This is a genomic window from Streptomyces sp. NPDC094034, from assembly GCF_040303865.1.
Taxonomy (GTDB): Bacteria; Actinomycetota; Actinomycetes; order Streptomycetales; family Streptomycetaceae; genus Streptomyces.
Window position 1 is genome coordinate 41,448 of the sequence record NZ_JBEOUD010000039.1, and the last position, 25,073, is coordinate 66,520.

The window sequence follows — 25,073 nt, forward strand, 5'->3', positions numbered from 1 at the left end:
CACCATCGGCGGCCCTCCGTGGTTCCGGAGGGGGACGGCGAGATGTCAGCGGCGGGCCTGGACGAGCGCGTGCGTGCCGCTGGTGCGCCACGGCTTCCCGCTCGCTTCGAGGCCGTCCAGCGTCCGGGTGTCGAGGCCGACGATCACGTCGGACTTGAGGGTGCGCAGCGCGGCCACGGGACCGGGGAAGTACGCGGTACGACCGGTGAACGAGGACGTCGGCGCCCAGTATCGATCGCCCACGAGACGGCGGTAGTTGAGGTCGCCCTTGAGGACCGTCACGGTGGCGCCCGCGAGGTCGCGGCGCAGATCGTCCGGCATCGCGCTGTACGGCAGCGGCGCCCGGAAGAAACCGTGCGCGCGCACCGTGAGCCGCCCGCCCGCCATGGCCGACCAGAGCCGTGCGCCGATCTCGGCCGCGTATCCGGACGCCGCACCGAGCCGCCGCAGACCGTCGATGACATCCGTCATCGTCGCGTCGGAGACGTAGTACGGACAGGGCTTGACGTGCAGGACGGCGCGGGAGGCGCGCCCGGTGTGGAGCAGATGGTCGAGCAGGACGAGATCGGGGATGAGTTCCCGGCCGGCGTTGTCGGCGATCAGATGCACCGAGCCCGCCGCGCCGACAGGCAGCAGCGACCACAGCAGGGGGCCGTCGTCCACGACCAGGCGCGGGTCCGTACCGCTGTCGGCGGGTACGGGGCCCGAGGCGATCCGGAAGCCGAGGTCGGCGCGGTTGCCCCAGAGCGAGGCGTGCGCCAGCGCGAGCGCCTGTTCGTCGGCGGGCCGGCCGGCCAGCCCGTCGAGAGCGCCGAGTTCGTCGTCCACCGCCGCTCCGCGCAGCTCGGCGTCCTTGAACGGGGCGAAGGGGTCGACGCCCCGCCAGGGCCCGTCGGTGAAGTAGCCCATGGCGTCGAGGAGCACGCGGTAGAAGTAGCTCTCCGACCACAGGAACGGTACGTCGAACCAGGACCGGCCGAACCAGGAACCCCCGGCGGGGTCACGTCCCCAGGTCTCCCACTGGGCGCGGTCGTGCGCGTCCGGGGCGAGCGGCTCGATCACCCCGTCGGTGACCGAGCGCAGCAGGGCGTCGAGTGCCCGGTGCTGTGCGGGGGTGCAGGGAAAGGCGTCACGTACCTGCTGGATGAGCGCCGGATGGCGGTCGGCCAGTACCCCTCGGGCGAACGAGCCCGGCTCGTTGCCCAGGATCACGGGTGCGTCGTCTGGTGCGGGCATCGCCTTCACGTACTCCTCGGTCGGCCGTCCGGCGCGGCCCCGCCGAGCCGCCGTCGTCGGCCGTCCCGGGGACCACCACCGCACCGTACCGGTGGCGGCTCACGCCCACAGCGCCCCCGCGAGACCGACCCCGGCGAAGGCCGCGCCCAGCCCGGCCACCACGCTGCCGAGGACATTCGCGACGGCGTACAGCCGCGCGCCGTCCTCAACGAGCCGCAGCGTCTCGTAGCTGAACGTCGAGTAGGTGGTCAGCGCGCCGCACAGACCGGTGCCGAGGAACAGCTGCGTGCGCGAGGACGCGGCCCCGGCGGCGACCGCGCCGGTCAGCAGCCCGAGGATCAGACAGCCCACGACGTTCACGCCGAAGGTCCCCCACGGGAAGACGGAGTCGTGCCGGCGCTGGACACTCCGGTCGGTCAGAAAGCGCAGCGGGGCGCCGATGGCCGCCCCGGCCACGACCAGCAGCCAGTTCACCGCGCCTCCCGCCGGCCGGTATGACGGACGACCTCGCAGCTCTCCAACGTGACCAGACCCTCGCGGACCAGCTCGTCCAGGCATGGGAGGAAGCCCCGGATCTTCTCCTCGGTGTCCACGATCACGATCGCGACCGGCAGGTCCTCGCTCAGCGACAGCAGCCGCTGCGTATGGATCAGCGAGGACGCGCCGAACCCCTCGATCCCGCGGAACACACTCGCGCCCGCCAGCCCCGCCTGGTGCGCCCGGTGCACGATCTCCGTATAGAGGGGTCTGTGGTGCCACACATCGGATTCCCCGATGAGGACCGTCAGCCGCAGGGCGCTGCCCATCAGCCCGTTCATGTCTGCCTCCAGGCGACTACGCGGCGCGTCACCCACACCGCACTCCACACCGAGGCGAGCGCCGCCACCAGCGTCAGTCCCAGATACGCCATGCCCAGGGCGGGCCGCCCCGCGCCCACCAGGAGCCGGATGTCCACCGCGTAGGTCGAGAACGTGGTGAACCCGCCCAGCACGCCGGTCCCGAAGAACGGCCTCACCAGCCGGTGCGCGGCCCACACCTCGCTGATCACCACCATGAACACACCGATCACCACGCACCCCAGCACGTTCACGGTCAGCGTGGTCCACGGAAAGGCGCCGGAAGCGGCGGGCCACAGCAGGGCCGCCCCGTAGCGGGCCGCCGCGCCGACCGAACCGCCGAGCGAGACGACGGCCACCACCGGCCAGAGCGTTCCGGCCCCCGCGCGCCGCCGCTCGGCGGTGGCCGGACCGGTATCGGGTTCGTCGGGTTCGCTCACCACTGGGGGGCGGGGGCTTTCCATCGGCACACGTCTCCTACTTGCCGGGCGCCCGCACGCGGGCGCGTTCCTTCGCAAGCAGGGACCGTTGGCGGCAGGTCACCGCGGTTCGGGTACGGCGGGCCCCACCGCCGCGTGGTCGCCCGCCGGGGCCACCACTGCCTCCAGGCTAGCGGCACGGCACCGGTGGTGCCGATCCGGGCCGTGAGCGCTCCGGCGGCGGCCCGGAGCAGGGTCGGGGAGACGCCGCACGGCCCGGGGCAGGAGGTGGCTCACAGCCCGGGACCGCCATGGCGCATGTACTGGTCGATCAGTTTCGTACGCGCCGCCTCAAGACGGCGGGCCAGAATCTCCGCGACGGAGCGGGTCAGCGCGTAGCCGAGCGCCGGATCCTCCTCGCACAGGGCCCGTACCGCGTGCCCGTCGAACTCCAGGGTGCGCACCGGACTGAACGCCTCCGCCCCGAAGTGCCAGCGGTGCGGCGGGAACAGCCAGGACCAGCCGAGCAGATCACCGACACCGAGCGTGTCGACCAGCACCCGTCGGCGGCCGGGTACGTACATGTCCAGCGATACGGCGCCCGAGCGGATCACCCAGAACAGGTCCGCCGGATCCCCCTCCTCGAAGATCCTGGTGTCCTGGGGGAAGGAGACATAGCGGGCCTGTCGCATCAGGAGCTCGCTGTGGCCGGTGGGAAGCACCGTCAACAATCGCGTCGCGGGAGCCATGGTGAGGTACCTCCTTGCCGAACCGCGTGACCGGGCCGGATGGGACATACGGCGCATACGGCCATATCTCAGATGGTATCCCCACCGTAATGCCCGCTCGGAACCGTATGACCTGCCCGGATGTGACGATGTCACCACGTGTGGCGGAACCTGCGCGGACGGTGTCGGTCCGCCGGTGATCCCCTACCCCGGCCGAGTCCGGCTCGCGCACTGCCGCACGCGCTCAACTACGGGCGAGCGCGGACAGACCCTGGCGCAGCCGGCGCTCGCGCGGTTACCGCGCGATCCGCGCGTCATCTCCGTCCTCATCGGCGCCGGCAGTGCCGAGCGACTGGACCAGAACCTCGGAGTGCCGACCGCTTCCGCTTTCGAAGAACCGGAACTGGCCGCGATCGACGCCCTGTTGACGGAGGTGTGACGGACCGGGGGCGCCTCCCGGACGCACGGGGGCACATCCACCGGACAGGTGCTTGTGGCATGTATCCCCATATCGCATTCCACGTCATCCCAGGTGTTGACGCGCTCCCAATCCGTGACGGACCATCACATGAGGGTGCTCGACGGGGAGTTGGGCACCGTGGTGTCGAAGGAGCCGTCCATGGGGAAAATGGCCAAGAGCGACAGCGCATCACGTCCCAAGCCGACCACCATCAAGATCCGACGTCTCGACCGGAGAGAGACCACGGGCGACAGCAACTCGACCGGTTCCTGAACGGGCCGCTGTGCCGGGTCGCTATCTCACCGTCGACGAACTGACCTCTCGCGCCCGGGGCCTGGCCGCGGCGCACCCGGACCGCGCCGTGCTGCGGCGCATCGGCTACTCACGGGCCGGGGAGCCCATACGGCTGCTGTCCATAGGGCGGGGGAGCCGGCACGCGCTGGTGGTCGCGGGGCCGCATGCCAATGAACCGGTCGGCGGCATGACGGCCCTGCGACTGGCCCGGTATCTCGCCCGGCCCGACCGGCCGGGCCGGGCCATGGACACGACCTGGCACTTCGTCCTCTGTCTCGATCCCGACGGAGCCCGCCGCAACGAGCGATGGCTCAAGGGCCCGATGACCTTCGCCCAGCACTACCGCCACTTCTTCCGCCCCGGCTTCGCGGAACAGCCCGAGTGGCTGCCCACGGAGCCCGGGACGGAACCGATGCCCGAGACCCGGGCCCTCCTCGACCTCCAGGACGAGCTGCGGCCCTACCTCCAGTGCTCGCTGCACGGCGTGGACGTGGGCGGTAGCTTCGTCCAGCTGACCCGTCGGCTGCCCGGCCTGCCGGAACGGCTCGGCCGGTCCGCCGCCGATCTGCGGATACCGGTGGAGCTGGGACCGTACGACGCCTTCTTCTGGCCGAGCCCGGGACCAGGCGTCTATGACATGCCACGGCCCCAGGAGACGGATCAGTTCCACTCACTGCCCGCCGCCACCGCCACCTCCACCTGGTTCCATCCGCACGGGTACGGCACCGTCACCGCGGTCGTCGAGGCGCCGATGTGGGGGGTCGAGGAGGTCGGTGACACCTCGGTCCACCCCGACCCGCCCGGCGCTCTGGAGATCATCAGCCGGACACTCCGGCAGGACGCGCTGTTCCTCGCCGGGCTGCTGGAGCGGGTACGGCCGGGTCTGCCCGCCACCGTGGGGCCGCTGCTCGCGCCGGTCGAGGAGTATCTCGCCATCTGCGGGGGGCTCGCGGACGAATGGGCGCCGGAAGCGGCCCTCCGCGAGCAGGGCGGACTGCCACCGCTGAACCGGGCGCGGATCATGGCGCTCCGGATCGCCGCGCGGCGGCTCGTCGTCCGTACGGCGGGGCTGCTGCACCAGATGCTCATGGCCGGTGACGACCCGACCGCCGGGCATGACACCGACGTCACCGACGTCACGGAGGGCGCGGAAGTGACCGACGTACGCGCCTGTCTGGACCTGTTCCTCACCCGGCGCTGCGACGCGTTCGAAGCGGACTGCCGCGCCCGCTGGATACCGGTCCACGACCAGGTGGAGCATCAGTTCAGAATCGTGCTGGCCGCCTCCGAGCTGGCCGCCCGGTTCAGGGAGCCGAGGGCGGTAAGGGCGTGAAACGGGACCGGCCCCCGCCGCCGGTGTCCGGCTTACGGCGCCCCCGGGTCAAACCGGAACACCGGGCCTACCGCACGGTGGACGGGAACGTACGGATCGGGAGCGTGGTGTACGGGATCGGGGCCGAGGTCGCCGACCCCGAGGGCTGGATCTGGACGCTGACCGAGGCGCTCGACGGGACCCGCGGCCAGGCCGAGTCGGTCGAGGACGTGCTCGCCCGTCACCCCGGCGTCGAACGGGGCGAGGTCGTCCAGGCGATCGCCGAGCTGTACGAGGCCGGGTTCCTGGAGGACGCCGAGGCGGAGCCGCCGGACACCCTCACCGACGAGGACCGCGTACGGTACAGCCGCGGCGTGACGCTGTTGCGGTGGATGGACCTGTCACCGCACGCCACCGCCTGGGAGTTACAGGCCCGGCTGCGCTCGGCCCGTGTCCTGCTGCTCGGCCTCGGCGGTACCGGAGGCTTCGCCGCCCAGGGCCTGGTCGCGTCGGGCGTGGGCCGGATGCACTGCGTGGACGGCGATGTCGTGGAGCTGTCCAATCTCAACCGGCAGCCCCTTTACCACGAGAGTGACATCGGCCGCTCCAAGGCCACGGCCGCCGACGCGGCCCTGCGGGCGGTCAACTCGCGGGTGACGCTGACCACGGAACACCGCGCGGTCCGCGGTCCCGACGACATCGCCGCGCTGCTCGCGCCCGGCTACGATCTGCTGCTGCTCTGCGCGGACCGCCCGCCGGAGATCCGCCGCTGGGCCAACCGCGTCTGTCTGGCCGCCGGAATCCCCTGGCTCGACGCGGGCTACCGCGGACCACTGGTCACGGTGGGGGTCCACGAGCCCGGCCGGGGGGCGTGCTGGGAGTGCCACCGCGCGGGCGAGGTCGACCGCCGCGATCTGCGGCTCGCCGCCGGACAGGACGAGGAGGCCGCCTCCCCCCGGATGGAGTGGAACCCCGTCAACGCCGTGACCGCCGGTCTCTCCGGCCATCTCCTCGTCCACGCGGCGATCGCGCTGCTCACGGGCGTACCGGAGATGGAGCCAGGCTTCCGCTTCGGTCTCAATCTGATGGCGCTCGCCGAACCGGTGGAGGAACGGTACGACCGCAGACCGGACTGCCCGGCCTGCGGTACGCCGCGCCCGGTACGCCGGCCGGCCTGAGACAAGGAAGTAGGCGGCGCGCATCCGAGGATGGCGCTCGGCCACCAATTCCCTTGCCGCCAGGACCGGATCCATGATCTCCCCGGCCCGCACCCTCCCAGCCGGTGCGGAGGTCACACCTTCGGATTTCGTTACTCCTTGAAGCGTCGTCGCGCAGTCGAACGGCCGAATTCGTGCTGATTCGGGTCCACTCGGGGCGCTCCGGGGCTACCCTCAACACTTGACCTGCGCACTGTTCGAGAAAGCGAGGGATGCCGGTGTACCGGCCGGATGACTCGGTCACCCTCCCGCTGCTGGAGCGTGAACCCGAACTCGCCGCGGCGGCCAACGCCGTGGACGCACTGTGCGGAAGTAAACGCTCCGGCGGGCTGCTCGTCTACCGGGGCGCCGCCGGGCTCGGTAAGACGGCGCTCCTCTCCGAAGTGCGCCGACTCGCCACCGGGCGTTGCGCGGTGTGGTCCGCGCGCGGTGGCGAGACCGTCACCTCCGTTCCCTTCCATGTCGTACGGCAACTGCTCCAGCCCGTGCTGACCGACGCGGAAGCGGCGTCAGAACCGGCGGACGGTCCCACGGACGCGCGCGAACTGCTCGGTGACCGGTACGAGATCGTCGGCCCGGCCCTCGGCATAGCGCCTCCCGGCGAACAGCACGCCGACCCGCAAGGGGTCAGGGACGGTCTGGACGCTCTGGTGGAACGGCTCGCGGCGGTCCACGGGCCGCTCGTCCTCCTCGTGGACGACGCGCAGTGGGCCGACCTGGAGACCCTTGCCTGGCTCACCTCCTTCGCCGAGCGTTCGGCCGGCGGGCTGCCCGTCCTCATCGTCGTCGCGTACCGCACCGAAGAGGCCATCGGCGAGACCGAATGGTTTCTCCAGAAGATCGGCGCGGCGGCGAAGCTGCTCGTCACACTGAGCGAGCTGACCTCCGACGCCACGGCCGAACTGGCCCGCGCCGCCCTCGGTGAGCACGCGGACGATCCGTTCTGCCGCGAGGTCTGGGCGGTCACCGGCGGCAACGCGTACGAGACCGTCGAACTGCTCGCCAAGGTGCGGGACAGCGGCCTCGAACCCGTCGAGGACTTCGCCGGCGAACTGCGCGCCCTCGGTGCTTCGGCCCGCGGCACCGGTCTTATCGCCCGGCTTGAGGAACTGGGCACGGCCACCACCCGCTTCGCCTGGGCCGCCGCCATTCTGGGCACCGACATCTCACTCGATCTGGCGATCTCACTGTCGGGTATGAGCCACGAAGAGGCCGCCACGTGCGCGGAGCGGCTGCGGGCGGCGCGCATCCTCGTGGGCATGGACCCACTGGAGTTCGTCCACCCGCTGATCGCGGGCGCCGTCTACCGGGCGATCCCGCCGGGCGTGCGCACCGCGATGCACGGACTCGCCGCCTGGGCGGTCTCCCGCAGCGGCCGGGGATCCGCGGCAGCCGCGCCGCACCTCCTCGAAGTGCATCCGGACGGCGACCCCGAACTGGTCGAGCAACTGCGCGAAGCCGCCGCCGAACATCTCGCGGTGGGAGCGCCGGACGCCGCCCGTCGCTGTCTCGAACGCGCCCTGATCGAACCGCCGTTGGAGTCCGTACGGCCACAGGTGCTGTACGAGCTCGGCTGCGCCACGCTGCTCACCTCACCGGCCACCACGGTCGGACATCTGCGCGCCGCGCTCGACACCGCGCGGCTCGACGAAGGCCTGCGCGTGGACGTGGTGTTCCGGCTCGCCCAGGCGCTGACCCACAACAACCAGACCGGTGACGCCGCGCATGTGGTGGCCACCGAGGTCGCCCGTACCGAAGAAGGACCCGACAGGATGCGGCTCCAGGGCGCCCACTTCCTGTGGGAGGGCGTACAGGCCATCGAGGAGGACGGCCCCGAACGCTCGCGTCGGCTCGCCCGGCTGGCGGACGGGCTCACGGGACGTGACAACACCGAACGTGTCCTGCTGATGCTGCGCGCGTTCGACGGTACGGCCCGCGGCGAGAGCGCCGAGGAGAACGTCCAGATCGGTGAACGGGCCCTGATCGACGGCAGGTTGCCGCCCGGAGTCGGCTGGGCCGACACGGCGTGGGGCTTCGAACCACCGGCCCTGCTCGGTCTCTCGTATGCCTTCGCCGACCGGCTCGACCGTGCGGAGAGCCTGTTCCAGGAAGGACTGCGGGCCTTCGAGATCTCCGGCTGGAGCGGTGGCCATCTGGCCTTCGCCCACGCCCTCGTCGGCTACGGTCACCGCAGACGCGGCCGGCTCGCGGATGCCGAGACGTATCTGCGCGAGAGCCTGCGGCTGGCCGACCGGGTCGGCAACGGTCTGCCGATGCACTGGGACGCGGCATGCATGCTGATCGACACACTGCTCGCACGCGGCCATGTCGACAAGGCGCTGGAGGCGGCCGAGCGCCACGCGTTCGCCCCGCCGTACTCCTCCTCGATCGTCATCCCCGACGCGCCGAGTGTCCGGGGCCGGTTGCTGCTCGCCCTCGGCCGGACGAAGGAGGCCGTCGTCGAACTGGAAGCCGCCGGACAGGCGTTGACCGCCCGAGGACGTCACAACATCGTCATGGCTCCCTGGGCGTGCGACCTCGCGCGTGCGGTCGCCGACGACGATCCGCGCCGTGCGGCCCATCTCGCGTCCTATGCCAGAGACCGGGCGGAACGCTTCGGCACGCACACCGCCATCGGGATCGCGCTGTGCTGCGCCGCGTCCCTGAAGGAGGGCGCGGAGAAGACCGAGCTGCTGGCGCAGGCCGTCGCTCATCTGGAAGCCTCGCCCTCCGCCTACGAACTCGCCGTCGCCCGGGTGGAGTACGGCATCGCCGCCGGGTTCCCGGCCGAGCTGGCCTGCGGGCTCGAACTGGCCGAGAGCTGTGGCGCGGACGGCCTGGCGGACCGGGCGCGCCGGGCGATGGACGCCCGCCCGGCGCCTCACTGACGTCCCGTGCCGGCCTCCGGCGGTGATGTCCCCTTCCGGTGGCCGGTGGCCGGAGTCCGGTGTCCGGAGTCCTCGGACGCGTGCTGTGTCGGCGCCGGAAGGTACGCTCCGTCGGGCGACCGTCGTCATGTACTCACAGGAGACCGGAACCCGTGTCACAGCAGCCCGACCCCTCAGCCTCCACATTTCGCGAGGGGGCACGCGGTCCCGGTCCCTCGGGCCTCGATCTGCGGGCCGACTGCGCGAACTGCTTCGGACTCTGCTGTGTCGCGCTGACCTTCTCTGTCTCGGCGGACTTCCCCGTCGACAAGGACGCGGGCGAGCCCTGCGGTCATCTGACGACCGACTTCCGCTGCGGCGTCCACCGCACCCTGCGGGAGCGGGGCTTCCAGGGGTGCACGGTCTACGACTGTTTCGGCGCGGGCCAGAAGGTCTCGCAGCTCACCTTCGGCGGACGGGACTGGCGGCAGGCGCCGGAGAGCGCGCGGCGGATGTTCGCCGCGCTTCCCGTGATGCGACAGCTCCAGGAACTGCTGTGGTACCTCGACGAGGCCCTCGCGCTTGAGCCCGCCCGGGCGCTTCACGGCGCGATCCGCCAAGCCCTGGACGAGACCGAGCGCCTCACCCGGAGCGCCCCCGAGGCCCTGCTCGAACTGGATGTGGCGGCGCGGCGCGCGGCCGTCAACACCCTGCTGCTGCGTACGAGCGAGCTGGTGCGGGCCCAGGTCCGGGGCAAACGGAAGAACCGCAGGGGCGCCGACCTCTTCGGCGCGAAGCTCAAGGGCGCGGACCTGCGCGGTGCCGATCTGCGCGGGGCCTATCTGATCGCCGCCGATCTGCGGGGGGCCGATCTGCGCCTGGCCGATCTGATCGGCGCCGACCTGCGGGACGCGGATCTGCGGGGCGCCGATCTGACGGGCAGCATCTTCCTCGTCCAGACCCAGGTCAACGCGGCGAAGGGCGACGGGGCGACCCGACTCCCGCCGTCACTCACCCGCCCCGCCCACTGGTAGGCCCCTCAACGGGCCAGCGTCCGCGGGCGTCCGGCTTCCCGCGGACCGTCGCGCTCAGTGGATGATCTCCTCCTCGCCCGGCCGCCGTCGGCCCGAACGCCGTACGACGAAGAGTCCGACCGCCGCGAGACAGGCCGAGCTCACGAAGGCGGCGGGCACCAGAAAGCCCGACCCGGAATCGTCGTGCTCCGCCCGCGCGACGCTCACCGATCGCGCTCCCGGCGCCGCACCCGCCACCTTCGCCATCGGACTCGACCCCGGACCCGCCGGCGCCGGCGAGGTCGGAGGCATCGGCGGGACGGGCGGTGGAGGCGGCTTGAGCGTGCCCACCGGAACGACCCGCTTCCCGGCGGTGAAACCCCAGTCCAGCAGCTCCCTGGCCTCCTCGTACACCGCGTGGACACCGCCCCACTGCGGGTTCATCACCGTCGCCAGCAGCGTGCGGCCCCCGCGCTTGGCCGCCGCGATCAGGGTGTAGCCGGCATCGGAGGTGAAGCCGTTCTTGACGCCGATCAGCCCCCGATAGGGCTCCACCCCGTCCTCGCCGCTCAGCAGGCGGTTCGTGTTGACGATGCCGCCTTCGCCGGGGAACTCGGCGTCGACGGTCGAGCTGTACCGTACGAACTCCGGTGAAGCCAGGCCCGCACGGGCGAACACCGACAGGTCGTACGCCGACGACACCTGGCCGGGAGCGTCATAACCGTCCGGGGACACGACATGGGTGTCGAGCGCGCCCAGCTGCTTGGCCTTCTTCCGCATCTGGGTGACCGTCGAGTCCCAGCCCCCGTTCATCTTGGAGAGCGCGCGCACCGCGTCGTTGCCGGAGCTGAGGAACACGCCGCGCCACAGGTCCGCCACTTCGTACGACTCGCCTTCGACGATCCCCACCGTGCTGCTGCCGGGACCGATGTCGTCCAGCTCCTCCTCGGTGACCGTGTGCTTGGAGTGCTCGGCCAGCCGCGGCAGCGCGGTGATGGCGAAGAGCGTCTTCAGGGTGGAGGCCGGGGGCAGTTTGAGATGCGCCTCGCGCGCGGCGAGCACCTCGCCCGTACGGGCATCCGCGACCAGCCAGGACAGCGCCGACAGTTCCGGCGGAGCGGGGGTGCCGGGCTTGGGCCGCGCATGCGTACCCGGCCGGTACAGCAGCGCGCGGTCGATATCGGCCTCCGGTGCGCTCGCGGGGCCATGAGCGGCGGCGGCAGGTCCGTGCGCGGCGGACACGGGCCGGGGGGATCCATGAGGTCCGGGCTTCCCGGGTGTTCCCGTCTTTCCGGGAGTTCCAGGGGTTGCGGGCGTTCCAGGTGTTCCGGGTGTGCCGGGTGTTCCGGGAGATCCGGCCGAGCCGTGGACGCCGGGGGAGCCGGCGACCGCGGGGACGCGGGGCAGGCCCGGAGCCCGAACAGCCGGATCGCTGCGGGAGTCCGCGGCGGCCGGCGGGGACGGCGGCAGAAGGACCAGCAGGCCGATGGCGAGAGCCACCGTGCCGGAGAGCGCGGAGCGCGTCACGGATCTGATGATCATTCAGCCACGGTAGGAACGGACCGCGTCCCGCGCCCCTCACATGAGCCGACCGGGTGCACCACTGTCCGGTCGGCCCTCGCGGGTTTCGGCCGGCGCACACCCGTCATGGATAGCGGACCCGATAGCGCAAATGGGTGACACCGATGCCCTGGGCCATCGACAGCGGCCCCTCCAGCTCCACCGGCACGTTCTTCAGCTGATCGAAGAACGGCGTGCCGGCGCCGAGCAGCACCGGTACGAGATCGATCCACACCTCGTCGAGCAACCGCGCGTCCAGGCACTGCCGCGCGATCGTGCCGCCGTTGACGGTGACCGTCCTGCCGGGTCCCGCGAGCTCCTTGGCGCGTTCCACGGCGCTCTCGATACCGTCCGTGACGAACGTGAAGGGCGCGTCCCGGTATGGCCAGTCCTCCGGTACACGGTGCGTGAGCACGACGACCGGGCACCCGATCGGGTGAATCCCCTCCCAGCCCGAGGTGAGATCGAAGAGCCGCCGGCCGATCACCAGCGCGCCGGTGCGCTCGACCGTGCCACGCCACACCTCCACGCTCACGGGGGACATGGTGAAGGTGAGGTCGTCACGGGCGGTCGGCACGCGTACCGTGCCGTTGCCGTACCACCTGAACAGCTTGTCGAAGCCCGTTTCCTCCGGGCCCGCGATATAGCCGTCCAGCGACATGCTGGCGCCGGTGCAGACCCTGTTCGTCCTCATCGGTCGGCGGGCTCCGGCGCGGCGGTGGGGCTGGAACCAGGACCGGGATCGGTGCCGGGACCGGAGCCGGGACCCTGGCCGGGACCGTGGCCGGAGTCGTCGAGAACGGTGCCGGCGGCCGGGGCGGGCTCCTGTGCCATCCCGGCCATGTCCGTCGCCATCCCGGTCATCTCGGTCAGCCCGGCCATCTCCGTGCCGATCACATCGAGCAGCCTGAGCTTGTCGGCGGCGTCCGTGCCCGGGGCGGCGGAGTACGCGGCGATACGGAGATCGCAGCCCGGAACGGTGAGGGTGTCGCAGTCCACGATCACCGGTCCGACATCCGGGTGATGGATGGTCCTGGTGCCGGTGTCGTGGGCATCGGTGATACGGGATTTCCACAGCACGGCGAACCGGTCGCTGACCCGGCGCAGCTCCCCGATGAGGAAGCGCAGCCGTACATCAGTGGGGTAGTGGACCGTCGCCGACCGCAGATCGGCGACGAGCGCCGCCTCGAACCGCGCCTCCTGCTCCACGGTCTGGCTGACCCGGCCGGGCCGGCCCGTGAAGTGCAGCCAGGCGGCGTTGCGGCCCCGCCCGGGGTCCGCCGCCGGATCCCCGAGCAGCGCGGCCCAGAGCGGGTTCCAGGTGATCAGATTCCAGGCGGCGTCATGAACCCCCAGCGGGGTCCCCGGCAGCCGTCCGAGCAGCCGCCGCACGCTGGGCGGGATATGGTCCGACACCCGGCCGAGGGCGGGCGGGGACTGACCGGCGAGCAGGAACAGATGTCTGCGCTCGTCGTCGGAGAGCCGCAGGGCGCGGGCCAGCGAGGTCAGGACCTGGACCGAGGGCGAGGTGGCCCGGCCCTCTTCCAGCCGGACGAGATAGTCCACGGACAGACCGGTCAGCTGAGCCAGCTCCTCATGCCGCAGTCCGGCCGCCCGGCCGGGCTCGCCCGCGGGCAGCCCGGCCTCGGCCGGTGCGATCCGGTCACGCCAGCGGTGCAGGGCTGTGCCCAGCTCTCCGTGTCGGGTCATGGGGTCAGTATCAGCGCGTATGGCGGCAACCGCCTGATAGCGCCAGGTACCTTCGCCGGGAGCGCCCCCGACACCCCCTCCGACACCCGTTCCGGCACCGGTTCCGGCACCTGTTCCGCAACCGGCTTCCCATGGGGTTCCGGCTGCTCTCCCGTGACATCGGGCCTACCGGACGCCCCTGCCCCGAACGTCCCCTTCGGCAACAGGGGTTGCGAGTAGTCGCCAACCGCCCCCGTACTGCCGTGATCGCGATTACGGTTGATCCGGAACGTGGCGCGCGGCCTCCGCCGGCGCCTCGCCACGGACCTTCACCGGGGCGCGGGGACCGGGCCCCGGGGGATCTGGACCGGGGGCCGGAGAACGGGGAGTGGGGGAGCGGGCATGCTGGAGCCGATGTCACTGGCGGCGATCGCCGCGGTGCTGAGCGCCGTGGGCGCGGGAATGGCCAATGAGGCCGGGAAGTGGGCCTGGGAGTCGGCCGGTGGTCTGGTGCGGCGCATCGTCGGCCGGGAGGTCACGGCGCCCGCGGACCCGGCCGAGCTGACGGCCGTGGCCGAGCGTATCCATGAGGCGGTACGGACCGATCCCGCGCTCGCCCGCGCCTGGGAGGCGTTCGCCCGTACCGCCCCCGGCCCGGGTACGGCCGACGCCGTGCCGGCGCTGCCCGCCTCCACGCGGTTCTTCACGGACCGTCAGGCGCCGATGAAGCTCCTGGAGAGCGAGGCCTCGCGCCCGGCGGACGGGCGGCCCCGCGTCGCGCTGATCCATGGCCCGGAAGGCATCGGCACCAGCGCGCTCGCCATCCACTGGGGATGCCGGGAAGCGGAGCGTCTCTTCCCCGGCGGGCAGTTGTATGCCGATCTGCGCGGTGCCTCGGCGAGCACCGCGCTGGACGCGTCCACGGTGTTGCGGAGCCTGCTCGTCCAGCTGGGGATGGCGCGGGACGACATCCCGCCGGACGCGGCGGGCCGTCGTGAGTCGTTCCGGCGCGCTGTCGCGGGCCGGCGGCTGCTCGTCGTGCTGGACCACGCCCAGTCGGCGGCGCAGGTCAGGCCCCTGCTGACGGCCGCGCCGGAGGTGTTCACGGTCGTGGTCGCGTCCAGGCCGCTGCGCGGTCTGGACGCCCTGCGGATCCCCGTCGGGCCGCTCTCCGACAAGGACGCGCGCCGGCTGCTCACCGACCTCGCGGGCCAGGAGACGGTGGCGGCGGCTCGCGCCGTACTGCCGCGGGTGCTGGAGAGGTGCGGTGGTTCGCCGTACGCGCTGCGGGCGGTCGCGCCCCGGCTGGCCGAGCCGGATCGGCTGGCCGGCGCGGATCCCGGCCCGAACCGACAGGAGGAGGAGCCCACCGTGACCGACAGCGGCCCGGTCCTCACCGCCGTCGAGGGCTTGTACCGAGAGCTGGAGCCCGACGCGGCCCAGGTCTACCGGCTGATGTCACTGCGCGAGTGGCCCGCTTTCGGCCCCGCGGCCGTCGCGGCCACCGTATCCCTGCCGGAGGCCGAAGCCGCCCGGATCCTCGGCGAGCTGGTCGATCGTGGGCTGCTGGAGCCCGTGGACACGGACCGCTGTCGCTACCGCCCTGTCGTCCGTGGCCATGCCGAGGAGACCGCCGTCCGCGTGGACGGCATCCCGGGGTACTCCTCGGCGGTGCAGCGAACGGTGGACTGGTATCTGCGGTTCGCCGTACAGGCCAGGCTCGGGGCCCTGCCGGGCAGCTGGGGAATCGGCCCGCTCTACGACGAGCTCGCGCGGAGTCCGAGCCCGTACGCCGACGAGGGCGAGGCGCTTTCCGCGCTCGTGGCCGAGCTGGGCAATCTGGTCCAAGCGGTGCACGCGGCGGAGGAGTTCGGCCGGCCGGAAGCCGTGTACCAGCTGTGCCAGGCTCTCTGGCCGCTCCAGCTGAAGGCGGGATACCACGACGAACTGCTCCCCGCGCTGCGGGCGGGCGCGCGCGTCGCCGATGCCCACGACCCCGGGTCCCGGATGGCCGGGCGGACGCATCTGCTGCTCGCGCTGGATCTGATGGAGCTACGGCGGTACGAGGAGGCCGAGCTCGAAATGACCGCCGCCGCGCGGGCCGAGGAGCGGTCCGGACATCTGCGCGGACATGCCTCCTGCGTGGAGTCGCTGGGGCTGCTGCGGTTGCGGCAGTGGCGCTTCCAGGAGGCGTACGACCGCTTCGACGAGGCGGCGGCGATCCTCGGCGGCATCCGCGCCGGTGACGAGGGCGAGCGCGATCTGCCTCGCGCCCGAGCCCTGCTGGACCGGCACCGGGGCCGGGCCCTGCGTGGTCTTGGCCGCTACACCGAGGCCCGCGAGCGGCTGGATACCGCGCTGGTGTTCTTCCGCGACATCGCCGGGGAGTCGTACAACACGGCCAGGACACTCACCGACCTCGCCGAGACCTCTCTCGCGGAGGGGGACCCGGGGGGCGCGCTGCCGCTGATCGACGCGGCGGCCGCCGCGCTCGACGCGGAGAAGGCCGCCTACCATCTCGCGCATCTGGGGGCGCTGCGGGAGCGCTGCCTCAGCTCGCGGGAGTGAGGGGAGAGTCCGGACCACCCGGTGTGAGCGGTGTGACCGACACATGGTGTGAGCCGCGGCTGCCGGTGCGTACGGTCATCCCGCCCGCCGTCAGGTCCTCCCATGTCTTCCCCGCGGCCAGCCAGGCGTAAAGGGCGGAGACATACGCGGCGGGGTCGGCGGCGGGAGGCGCGCCCGCGAGCCGTAGCAGGGTGCCGCCGCGGGTGCGGACCGTACAGCTGCCGCGGTCGGTGACCAGCGCCGCCAGCGCACAGTGGGGATGACGGGTCAGTACCTCCGCCGTCCACTCCTCCGGGGTGCCGTACCGGGGATCGTCCGCCGTGCCGTACCGGAAGATCACATCGGCGAGTGCGCGTCGGTCCGGGTCCAGGGTGTCCTCGTGCACGGCCGTGTGCGCGTCTCCGTCACCCGCCGGCTCGGACCGGGGGTCCGCGTACCGGCTCACCTCGATCTCACCGGTCCCGAGCAGCCGGGTCACCACCCGCAGGGGGGACGTCCGCGTCACGCGCTCGTACGGGGGAAGCGGCAGGGGGTCCAGCAGAGCGGGCTCGGGCGGCTCGGGCATACCGATGAGCCGGTAGAAGTGACGGCGCAGCAGCGCGGCCGCCTCACCCGGTGCCGAGGAGACCAGCTCGGCGGGACCGGGGGGTGTCTCTGGCGTCGACCGTCCCGCTCCGTCGAGCAGCGCGTCGAGTTGGGGCCGCAGCGGGACGTACGGCGAGAGCCGGGGAGCCGCCCGTACGAACGCGGCCACCGGCGACCGCGCGTCGAGCCCGTCCGGTGAGGCCGCGCCCATCAGCACGGGGGTGCCGAGAGCAGCCGCGTAGTAGCTGACCGAGCCGGTGTCCCCGATGACCACATCGGCGGCGATGAGCGCCTGTCGCCATCCCTCCAGCGGATCCACCAGCGCCAGCCCGCCCCGCCGGGCCCGGTCCAGCCAGACGCGGATCTGCCCCGGCCCATGGCCGTGCCAGATATTGGGGTGCAGCACGGCCGCCGACCGGTACTCGTCGGCGGGCAGTTCCGCGGTGAGCCGTGGCAGCAGCGACGGCAGTATGTCCTCGCCGCCGTCCCCGAAGAGGGAGTCGGGGTTCCAGGTCGAGTTCAGCAGGACAAGTCGCTGTCCCGGCCGTACGTCGAGGGCCCGGCGGAAGCGTTCGCGATAGGGGAGGCCCGCCAGAATCCGGTCGTAACACGGGTCCCCGGCGAGTACGGCGGTGGGCGCCGCCTCGGGGCACGCGGCGCGCAGGCGCTCCAGCTGTTCCGGGTGGGAGAGGACCAGCGCGTCGGCGACGGGGGAGCCGTCGAAGAGCAGCCAGTCAGGGGAGAGCCCGAAGACGGGCGGCGGCCCGACACCGGGCGTACGGCTCTCCGCCTCGGGCGAAGGGCATCCGGTGTCCGGTGTCCGGTGTCCGGTGTCCGGTGTTGCCAGCCTCTTATTGTAGCCAACGCCATGGGACAGGACCGTCAACTTCTTTGAAAGTACGTGCAGTTGACCGCCGAAACTTGCCGAGATCGCCAGATCCACCGGGAGTTCGAGCGCCTGCTCCCATGGCAGTACCGGTAGGCCGGTCTCCGCCAGCAGCTCGGTGACCCCGGCCTGGAACGGCGAAGAACCGGTGCGGGTGGCGAGCAGTTGGACCCGCAGATCGTCGCGGAACAGCGGCAGGACATCCAGTAGCCGGGTCGCCGAGGTCACGTTGTGCACGACGAACAGCACGAGCTTGCGGCGCCCCCGGGTCGTCCATCGCGCCGAGTCGGCCCCCACCGGTACCCGGACCCAGCCGGCCCGCCCCTCGCCCACCGCCCGTGCTCCCCCGTCTCGCCTTGTCCCGCCGCCTGTTCCGACCCGCCACGATAACCACCCCGGCAGTTCTTCACCCCGGAGAGTGAAGATCGTTGGCGAATTCCCCCGGATCCGCCCGGATGCCCTCGATCCCCGATCGGCCCATGGAGCCGCACCCGGTCCGACTCTCATACGGAGCGAGCCTGTCGTACGAGCGCGATCGCCCGATGATCTACCGATATCAGGCCGATTGTCATGCCTCAAAGGCGTTACTCTTCGTGCCGCCATGGAAGCTCAGCGTGCAACCGCGCGAGTCTATGCCCAACGGCATTGCCCGCGCATGAGGTTGCGTGAATATGCCGAAGCGCCGATTTCATCGGGCTAAGCTCTCGCGGAGCGCGCCGAGTTGATACCCAATAAGGCACTTGTTCCCTATGTGCCTTGATCGTGTGAATTATCTGATCTGAATCGACCGCCAGAGGGCTTACATGGTTCGTGTTGAAGCACCCCCGAGTGATCAAGCATCCCCGTCCGTCCGCGCGCTCGTAGTCCCCGCCGTCCTGATCGTGGCGGCCACGGCGGTCGCGGTGGGCCTCGTTCCCGACGCCGCCCGGATACCGCTCGTGGTATACGGCGCGGTCGCGACCATCGTCGTCATCTGGTGCGCGGGCGAACTGTCCCGGCGCGCCAGGACCGTCAGTACGCTGCACGAGCACTACGCGTACCGCCTCGCGCAGTTGGAACGGCGACTCGCCCAGCACGACGAGGAGACCGTACGGCTCGGCAAGGAGCTGATGCCGGCCACGATCCATCGGCTGCGACAGGGCGAATCGCCCGCCGAAGTCATCCGCGCCGTGGTGGACGGGGACGAGCGCTATCGCGAACTCCCCACCGCCCAGCGGTCCTTGCTCCGCTCTGTCCTACAGATCGTGGACGACGAGGAGGCCATGCGCGAGTCCGCGCAGCGTTCCTTCGTGAACATCGCCCGCCGCGTCCAGTCCATCGTGCACCAGCAGGCCAGCGAGCTGCGGGAGATGGAGGAGGCGCACGGCCGCAACCCCGAGGTCTTCGACGACCTGCTGCGCATCGACCACGGCACCGCGCTGATCGGCCGGCTCGCGGACAGTATCGCCGTGCTCGGCAAGGCCCGGCCGGGACGCCAATGGCCCAAGCCCGTACCGCTGTTCAGTGTGTTGCGCGGGGCCATGTCCCGGATCCTGGAGTACCAGCGCGTCGATCTGCACTCCATCGCCAAGGTCGCCATCATCGGCACGGCCGTGGAACCGCTCATCCACGCCTGTGCCGAACTCCTCGACAACGCCACCCGCTACTCGCCGCCGCAGACCCGTGTCCATGTCACCGCCGTCGAGGTGCAGACCGGGATCGCGATCGAGATCGAGGACGGCGGCGTCAGCCTCAGCGAGGAGGCACGGGCCCGGGCCGAGACCATGCTCGCGCAGGCCCAGGCCGGTATCGACCTCAATGACCTCGGCGAGACTCCCCGGCTCGGTATGGCCGTGGTCGGCCGACTCTGCCAGATGTACAACTTGCAGGTCTCGCTGCGGCAGTCGGCGTACGGCGGTGTCCGGGCCGTTCTCATCGTGCCGCGCGATGTCGTCACCACCGGGCCCGCGCCCGGTATCGCCCATGGCATCGGCGCCTCGGCGCTGCCCCGCGGCAGTGGTGCGGGACTGCCCACGACGGACGTACTGCGGCCCGCCGACCGGGTGCCGCGGCCCGTCACCGGACCACAGCGGTCGGTGCCGCTCGCGGGGTCCATGGAGGACGACATTCCCGTGGTGACGGAGTGGACGGAGAACGGGCTTCCGCAGCGGCGCAGCCGTGGCCGCGCCCCGCTCGGCTCCCACAACCTCGGCCTCCAGAACACCGGCCGCGCTCCAGGGGCCCCACGAGGCGATGGCCCGAGCGGCGGGCCGAGCGGGAGCCGACCCCAGGGCAATGGCCCGGTCAACGGCCGGAGCAACGGCTACGGCGGCGGCTACCACGGCGGGTACGACGGTGGGCGTGGCGACGCCCCGGAAGGCGCGGGGCGCGAGGGCGGTACGCCGGAGAAGAAGCCCGGTCCCGGCATCTGGCTCGAAGCGTTCACCAAGGCGGTCAACGGCACTCCGCGCGAGCCGTCGACCGGGGCGGGGGAGGCACCGGGCCACCCCGGTGACCAGGGCGAATCCGATGATGTGCGGGGCAAGGGAGATCTGAAGTGATCCAGCAGCGGGCGAACATGGACTGGATGCTCAAGGAACTGGCGGACGGAGTGCCGCAGATCCAGCAGATCGTGGTGCTCTCCGCGGACGGCCTCCGGATCGCCCGGCACGGCGGTGACCCGGATGTAGCCGACCGGCTGGCCGCCGCCTGCGCCGGACTACAGAGTCTGGCCGCGGCCGTCGCCGCCGAGATCCCCTCCAGCGACGGCCGGATGCGGCTGGTCGTCATCGAGATCGGGGGCGGCTTCTTCTATCTGATGGAGGCCGGAGCGGGCGCGTATCTCGCCGTCCTCGCCGACGAGACGGTGGACGCGGGGCTGGTGGGGGCCCGGATGCGGGACATGGTGGTCCGTATCGGAGCCCATCTGACGAGTCCCCCGCGCCATGACGGGCAGGCCGGATGATCACGCCTCCCCGACGAGAACGCCGGCGCCCCGAGGCGGATGTGGGGGATCCGGAACGGCTGTACGTGATCACCGGCGGCCCCGACGGCGCCGAACGGGCGCCGCTCGATCTGGTCACCATGATCGTGGCCCGCGACGAACCGTCGCCGACGGTGCAGCCGGAACAGGCCGCCATTCTGCGGCTCTGCCGGGCACCGCTGTCCGTGGCCGAGATCTCCGCCTATCTCAGCCTCCCCTTCAGCGTGGTGACCGCGCTGCTGACCGAACTCCTCGCGGCCGAACTGGTCGAATCGCGCGCGCCCATCGTCCGCGCCGCACTTCCCGACCGGTCCCTTCTCGAAGCGGTGATGCATGGACTTCAGAAACTCTGACACGATCACGGGTCCCAGGAGCGAGGATGTCCTGCCCACCACGGCCACCTCCGCGGTGAAGGTCGTGATCGTGGGCGGATTCGGGGTCGGCAAGACGACGATGGTGGGCTCGGTCAGCGAGATCCGTCCGCTCACCACCGAAGAGACCATGACCCAGGCCGGGGTGGGGGTGGACGACAACTCCGGTGTGGAGACCAAGACCGCGACCACCGTCGCCATGGACTTCGGCCGGATCAGCATCACAGAACAACTGGTGCTCTATCTCTTCGGCACCCCCGGCCAGGAGCGCTTCTGGTTCCTGTGGAACGGCCTCTTCGAGGGTGCCCTGGGAGCCGTGGTGCTCGTCGACACACGCCGTCTCGAAGTCAGTTTCGATGTGATAGGTCGGCTGGAGGAGCGCGGCGTACCGTTCGTCGTCGCGGTCAACACCTTCCCGGACGCGCCCCACCATCCCGTCGAAGCGCTGCGGACGGCCCTGGACCTGCCCGACGAGGTCCCGATGGTCGACTGCGACGCGCGGTTGCGGGCGTCGAGCCGTGATGTGCTGCTGACGCTGATGCGCTATCTGCACTCGCTGGCACTGCCGACCGCCTGACCGGTCGGGCGTGAGCCGACCGCGTCCGACCGGCCCGCCCCGACCGGTCGCGTCCGTTCGCCGCGCCCGTCGTCCGCGCACCGAGCGCCGAGCGCCGAAGGGCCGCGCGCCATTCCCGTACCCGCATACGCGCAAGCACACGTACAAGCACACGTACACGTACAAGCACACGTACACGTACACGTACACGTACATTTTCCGGCCTGATCCCTGGAGCGACCGTGACCACGCCTCATCCCCACCGACCCGGGCCGGACGGCCCCATGGCGCCGCCCCCCGGCTGCCCGGCCCATGGCATGACCGCCGGCGAACTCGACTCCCACGGCCCGAGCGGTGGCCAGGACACCATAGGGCCCACACTGGACGGCCTCGCCGCCAGTGGGCTGCGACGGCTGTACGGACCCGAGGCCGAGAACGACCCCATGGGGCTGTACGAGAAGCTGCGCGCCGAACACGGCTCCGTCGCGCCCGTGCTGCTCCACGGCGACGTACCCGCCTGGCTCGTGCTCGGGCACAGCGACAATCTGCATATGACGCGCACGCCGTCGCAGTTCTCCCGGGACTCCCGGCGCTGGCGCGCGCTGCACGACGGCACCGCGCCCCCCGACCATCCCCTCGCGCCCATCTTCACCTGGCAGCCCATCTGTGTCTTCGCCGACGGCGCGGACCATGAGCGGCTGCGCGGCGCGGTCACCGACTCGATCGCGCGGATCGACCACCGGGGCGTCCGGCGCTATATCAACCGCTACAGCAACCGGCTGGTCAACGAGTTCTGCCAGGACGGCAGGGCGGATCTGGTCAGCAGATTCGCCGAGCACCTGCCGATGATGGTGATGGCGCAGATCCTCGGCATGCCGGACGAGTACAACGATCGCCTCGTGCAGGCCGCCCGCGACATGATCAAGGGCACCGCGACCGCCAACGAGAGCAATACCTATGTGATGACCACACTGACCAGGCTGGTGAAGCGCCGCCGTATCGCGCCCGAGGAGGACTTCGCGACCTGGCTCACCGAACACCCGGCCGGGCTCACCGACGACGAGGTCAGCCAGCATCTGCGGCTGGTGCTCATCGCGGCGTACGAGACCACCGCGAACCTCATCGCCAATGTGCTGCGCATGGTCCTCACCGATCCCCGCTTCCGCGCGCAGCTGAGCGGCGGTCATATGACCCTGCCGGAGGCGGTCGAGCAGACACTCTGGGACGAGCCGCCCTTCACCACGATCTTCGGCCGCTGGGCGGTCGGCGACACCGAACTCGGCGGCCAGCGCATCAAGGCGGGGGACGCACTGGTGGTCGGGATCGCCGCGGCCAATGTGGACCCGGTGGTACGGCCCGATCTCAACGCCTCCATGCAGGGCAACCGGGCCCATCTCGCCTTCAGCGGCGGCCCGCACGAATGCCCGGGGCAGGACATCGGGCGGGCCATCGCCGACACCGGGATCGACGCGCTGCTGCTGCGGCTGCCCGATGTCCAGCTCGCCGTGGACGAGCATGAGCTGCGGTACGAGGGCGCGCTGATGTCCCGTCAGCTGCTGGAGCTTCCGGTGACCTTCGCGCCGCGTCCGCCGCAGGATGTCACCGGTCCGCCGAGCGCGTCGGCCGCCGTACCGCGCCCGCGGTGGCAGGTGGATTCCCACCGCCCCGACGTGGTGCGGCCGCCGTCCCACGCCCCGGTCCCGTCATCCGAGGAGGCCGGTACCGGCGTGCCGGGGACGGTCCCGGAGGCAACGGGCGTGATTCCGGAACAGCGCGCGGGCAGCGCTCCGCGGCGGGCCTGGCGGGCCCTGACGCGCTGGTGGCGCGGCCACTGACGGAGCGCCGGTACGCCGGTCGGCCGGCACGCTCGGCCGGCCGGCGCCTCGGCGCTCGGTACGTCAGCCGGCCGACGCGCCGACCGGCCCGCTCGCCGGGTCGAGCTGGTCCCACCACCAGGCGATCGTGGGGATCGGCAGCGGTTCCAGGCTGTTGTCGGCCGGCTGCTCCTTCCACCACCCGCCCGGGGCCGTCCGCGGACTCGACGGCACGGAGTAGCGGGGGCAGATCGACGCCCAGTCGAGATGCCCCCGGACGAACTGGCCGAGTCCCTGTACGTAGCGGCGCAGACCGTCGTCCGCCTCCTTCAGCACCTGCTGGGCCAGCCGGTCGAACAGCACCATCACGCGGTCCCGCATCGCCACCACCTGTACGAGTGCGCGACGCGGATCGCAGTGCTGCTCCTGGCAGAGGACATCGATCAGATTCAGATCGTCGCCGGCGCGCAGCAGCTCCTTGTTGCGGGAGTAGAGGTCGTTGTCCCAGCTGACCAGCGTCCAGGTGATCTCCGTGAGCGCGCGTACCCGGGAGTCCTGCATGTCCTCGTCCGCCACGGAGAAGCCGCCGACCACCTCGATCATCGCGGTGGAGGGAGCCATCCCGATGGCCCGCATCCACAGGGTGACGTAGTCGTCGAGCGAGGGAAGTTCCCGATTGCGGCGCCAGGACGCCTCCCACACCAGTCCCGAGGTGTAGACGCGCATGGCCTCCGTCAAACGGCGTACCTGACGCGGCGAGGCGTACTGCTCCAGCTCAAGCCGCAGCCTGCGCAGCGCGGCGGTGTGCGGTGAGTCCCCGAGCGCCCGCGCCGTGGGCGCCTCCACGGCGCGCATGATGCGCGAGGTCTCCTGGACCATCAGATCGGCCGTGGGCTCGGACTCGTCGCACACGCCGTCGTCGAGCGAGAAGAGCACGGCGTGGAATTTGGCCATCAGGGTGAGCGGTTCGAGCGTTCCGTACGGCATGGTCGAGGCGGCGAGACCGCCGAAGTCGCAGACCGCCAGGCGTTTGAGTTGATGCTCGTCGCTGTCGAGGCGTTGTTGGAGCATCCACCGCACGGTCTGGTCGTTGAGGACCTCGACCGAGGGATGTCTGGCGGGCGGTACGGGGCAGTAGAACGGCACAGCCGGAAGCTGTTGGACCAAGCGCTGTTCCGAGACACAGGTCATGATCGGCCTCCTGATGCGGCAAGGGCGCAATACGGTGCGGAATGAGGGACGATGCCGTTCGGATGGAGCGTATCTGTCCATCTCAGATCGTCAACAACTGCACAACTGGCGTGCCGCTGGCCGAAATTGACTGATTGTGAACTGACCTGATCGGTACCGCTCACATGGCGAAGTGGCCGCGCGCAAGCCCCCCAGGACCCGCGCACCGGCCGCACGTGCGCCGCCCACCGGTGGTTCACACCACCGCGGCGCCGCCCGCCAACCTCCGTCGAGCCTCCGCCGAGCGCCGCCCGGTCGAGGATTCTCGTCACGGTTCGTAAACGGCCCCTCCCGGATGCCCTCGCCATTCTGATTGTTGTCACTACGTCATAGAGCGGCAACGCACGGAGACGAATGTACGAGACCCCTCGCGACCTGAATCCCCCGTGCCGGCCTCGGCATGCCTGTGGGCCCCCTCCGGAGAAGAGGCCCACAGGCATGGAGCGCGCCGCTCCCGTCCCCACGGTGCG

22 protein-coding genes are annotated in these 25,073 nt (G+C 71.3%); 12 read left to right on the forward strand and 10 right to left on the reverse strand.

The features are described 5' to 3' along the window. Positions 1-45: 45 nt before the first annotated feature. From ABTZ59_RS28280 to ABTZ59_RS28300, 5 genes are all read right to left on the reverse strand, one after another. The gene (locus ABTZ59_RS28280) at positions 46-1,236 is read right to left on the reverse strand and encodes a damage-control phosphatase ARMT1 family protein (protein ID WP_351419262.1); all 1,191 of its coding nucleotides are present in this window, start codon (positions 1,234-1,236) and stop codon (positions 46-48) included. A gap of 99 nt (positions 1,237-1,335) precedes the next feature. Then, positions 1,336-1,710, reverse strand: a complete 375-nt coding sequence (gene crcB, locus ABTZ59_RS28285) for a fluoride efflux transporter CrcB (protein ID WP_351419266.1) — start codon at positions 1,708-1,710, stop codon at positions 1,336-1,338. Then, a complete protein-coding gene (locus ABTZ59_RS28290; RefSeq protein WP_351419270.1) occupies positions 1,707-2,054 on the reverse strand; it encodes a DUF190 domain-containing protein in 348 nt (115 codons plus the stop codon). Before ABTZ59_RS28290 ends, crcB begins: the two co-directional genes overlap by 4 nt. Further along, positions 2,051-2,536 carry a fluoride efflux transporter FluC gene (locus ABTZ59_RS28295; protein ID WP_351419273.1) on the reverse strand — a complete coding sequence of 162 codons (486 nt, stop codon included), beginning with the start codon at positions 2,534-2,536 and terminating at the stop codon, positions 2,051-2,053. Before ABTZ59_RS28295 ends, ABTZ59_RS28290 begins: the two co-directional genes overlap by 4 nt. A 248-nt stretch (positions 2,537-2,784) precedes the next feature. After that, the gene (locus ABTZ59_RS28300; protein ID WP_351419276.1) at positions 2,785-3,240 is read right to left on the reverse strand and encodes a cyclic nucleotide-binding domain-containing protein; all 456 of its coding nucleotides are present in this window, start codon (positions 3,238-3,240) and stop codon (positions 2,785-2,787) included. 175 nt (positions 3,241-3,415) lie between these two features. On the opposite strand from ABTZ59_RS28300, the gene ABTZ59_RS28305 reads away from it, so the two are divergent. The 6 genes from ABTZ59_RS28305 to ABTZ59_RS28330 all read left to right on the forward strand — a co-directional run bounded on the left by ABTZ59_RS28305 (position 3,416) and on the right by ABTZ59_RS28330 (position 10,403). Next, entirely contained in the window at positions 3,416-3,658 is a 243-nt protein-coding gene (locus ABTZ59_RS28305; protein ID WP_503003767.1) for a hypothetical protein, read from the forward strand. A 129-nt stretch (positions 3,659-3,787) separates the two neighbouring features. After that, positions 3,788-3,952 carry a hypothetical protein gene (locus ABTZ59_RS28310; protein ID WP_351419278.1) on the forward strand — a complete coding sequence of 55 codons (165 nt, stop codon included), beginning with the start codon at positions 3,788-3,790 and terminating at the stop codon, positions 3,950-3,952. Between the two features lie 10 nt (positions 3,953-3,962). Continuing rightward, positions 3,963-5,306 carry a M14 family zinc carboxypeptidase gene (locus ABTZ59_RS28315; protein ID WP_351419281.1) on the forward strand — a complete coding sequence of 448 codons (1,344 nt, stop codon included), beginning with the start codon at positions 3,963-3,965 and terminating at the stop codon, positions 5,304-5,306. Positions 5,307-5,329: 23 nt separating this feature from the next. Next, positions 5,330-6,463, forward strand: coding sequence for a HesA/MoeB/ThiF family protein (locus tag ABTZ59_RS28320; protein WP_503003768.1), 1,134 nt, complete (start codon positions 5,330-5,332; stop codon positions 6,461-6,463). Between the two features lie 251 nt (positions 6,464-6,714). Further along, a complete protein-coding gene (locus tag ABTZ59_RS28325) occupies positions 6,715-9,390 on the forward strand; it encodes an ATP-binding protein (RefSeq protein ID WP_351419284.1) in 2,676 nt (891 codons plus the stop codon). 227 nt (positions 9,391-9,617) lie between these two features. Then, a complete protein-coding gene (locus tag ABTZ59_RS28330; protein ID WP_351419371.1) occupies positions 9,618-10,403 on the forward strand; it encodes a pentapeptide repeat-containing protein in 786 nt (261 codons plus the stop codon). Between the two features lie 54 nt (positions 10,404-10,457). Here ABTZ59_RS28330 and ABTZ59_RS28335 read toward each other — a convergent pair whose 3' ends face one another. The 3 genes from ABTZ59_RS28335 to ABTZ59_RS28345 all read right to left on the reverse strand — a co-directional run bounded on the left by ABTZ59_RS28335 (position 10,458) and on the right by ABTZ59_RS28345 (position 13,652). Further along, positions 10,458-11,624, reverse strand: coding sequence for a D-alanyl-D-alanine carboxypeptidase family protein (locus tag ABTZ59_RS28335; RefSeq protein ID WP_351419286.1), 1,167 nt, complete (start codon positions 11,622-11,624; stop codon positions 10,458-10,460). 403 nt (positions 11,625-12,027) lie between these two features. Further along, entirely contained in the window at positions 12,028-12,636 is a 609-nt protein-coding gene (locus tag ABTZ59_RS28340; protein WP_351419289.1) for a dihydrofolate reductase family protein, read from the reverse strand. After that, positions 12,633-13,652, reverse strand: coding sequence for a helix-turn-helix transcriptional regulator (locus ABTZ59_RS28345; protein WP_351419291.1), 1,020 nt, complete (start codon positions 13,650-13,652; stop codon positions 12,633-12,635). The genes ABTZ59_RS28340 and ABTZ59_RS28345 overlap by 4 nt, the downstream gene beginning before the upstream one ends. A gap of 381 nt (positions 13,653-14,033) precedes the next feature. On the opposite strand from ABTZ59_RS28345, the gene ABTZ59_RS28350 reads away from it, so the two are divergent. Then, complete coding sequence (locus ABTZ59_RS28350) at positions 14,034-16,199, forward strand: tetratricopeptide repeat protein (RefSeq protein WP_351419296.1); 2,166 nt, start codon at positions 14,034-14,036, stop codon at positions 16,197-16,199. On the opposite strand, the gene ABTZ59_RS28355 is transcribed toward ABTZ59_RS28350, so the two are convergent. Then, positions 16,183-18,003 (reverse strand): hypothetical protein, encoded by a 1,821-nt coding sequence (locus ABTZ59_RS28355; RefSeq protein WP_351419299.1) that lies wholly within the window; start codon positions 18,001-18,003, stop codon positions 16,183-16,185. The two genes, ABTZ59_RS28350 and ABTZ59_RS28355, sit on opposite strands and share 17 nt — an antisense overlap. Positions 18,004-18,473: 470 nt before the next feature. Here ABTZ59_RS28355 and ABTZ59_RS28360 point away from each other — a divergent pair, with 470 nt between their 5' ends. The 5 genes from ABTZ59_RS28360 (at position 18,474) to ABTZ59_RS28380 (ending at position 23,394) form a co-directional block, all read left to right on the forward strand. Beyond that, positions 18,474-20,210, forward strand: coding sequence for a sensor histidine kinase (locus ABTZ59_RS28360; protein WP_351419302.1), 1,737 nt, complete (start codon positions 18,474-18,476; stop codon positions 20,208-20,210). Continuing rightward, positions 20,207-20,614: a roadblock/LC7 domain-containing protein gene (locus ABTZ59_RS28365; RefSeq protein WP_030350307.1), complete on the forward strand. Its 408-nt coding sequence runs from the start codon at positions 20,207-20,209 to the stop codon at positions 20,612-20,614. Before ABTZ59_RS28360 ends, ABTZ59_RS28365 begins: the two co-directional genes overlap by 4 nt. Beyond that, on the forward strand, positions 20,614-20,985 hold the full coding sequence (locus tag ABTZ59_RS28370; protein WP_351419373.1) for a DUF742 domain-containing protein: 372 nt from the start codon (positions 20,614-20,616) through the stop codon (positions 20,983-20,985). Before ABTZ59_RS28365 ends, ABTZ59_RS28370 begins: the two co-directional genes overlap by 1 nt. Continuing rightward, positions 20,966-21,580: a GTP-binding protein gene (locus ABTZ59_RS28375; RefSeq protein WP_351419307.1), complete on the forward strand. Its 615-nt coding sequence runs from the start codon at positions 20,966-20,968 to the stop codon at positions 21,578-21,580. Before ABTZ59_RS28370 ends, ABTZ59_RS28375 begins: the two co-directional genes overlap by 20 nt. 221 nt (positions 21,581-21,801) lie before the next feature. After that, a complete protein-coding gene (locus ABTZ59_RS28380; RefSeq protein WP_503003769.1) occupies positions 21,802-23,394 on the forward strand; it encodes a cytochrome P450 in 1,593 nt (530 codons plus the stop codon). 63 nt (positions 23,395-23,457) lie between these two features. Here ABTZ59_RS28380 and ABTZ59_RS28385 read toward each other — a convergent pair whose 3' ends face one another. Continuing rightward, complete coding sequence (locus ABTZ59_RS28385) at positions 23,458-24,564, reverse strand: terpene synthase family protein (RefSeq protein WP_351419316.1); 1,107 nt, start codon at positions 24,562-24,564, stop codon at positions 23,458-23,460. Positions 24,565-25,073 lie beyond the last annotated feature (509 nt).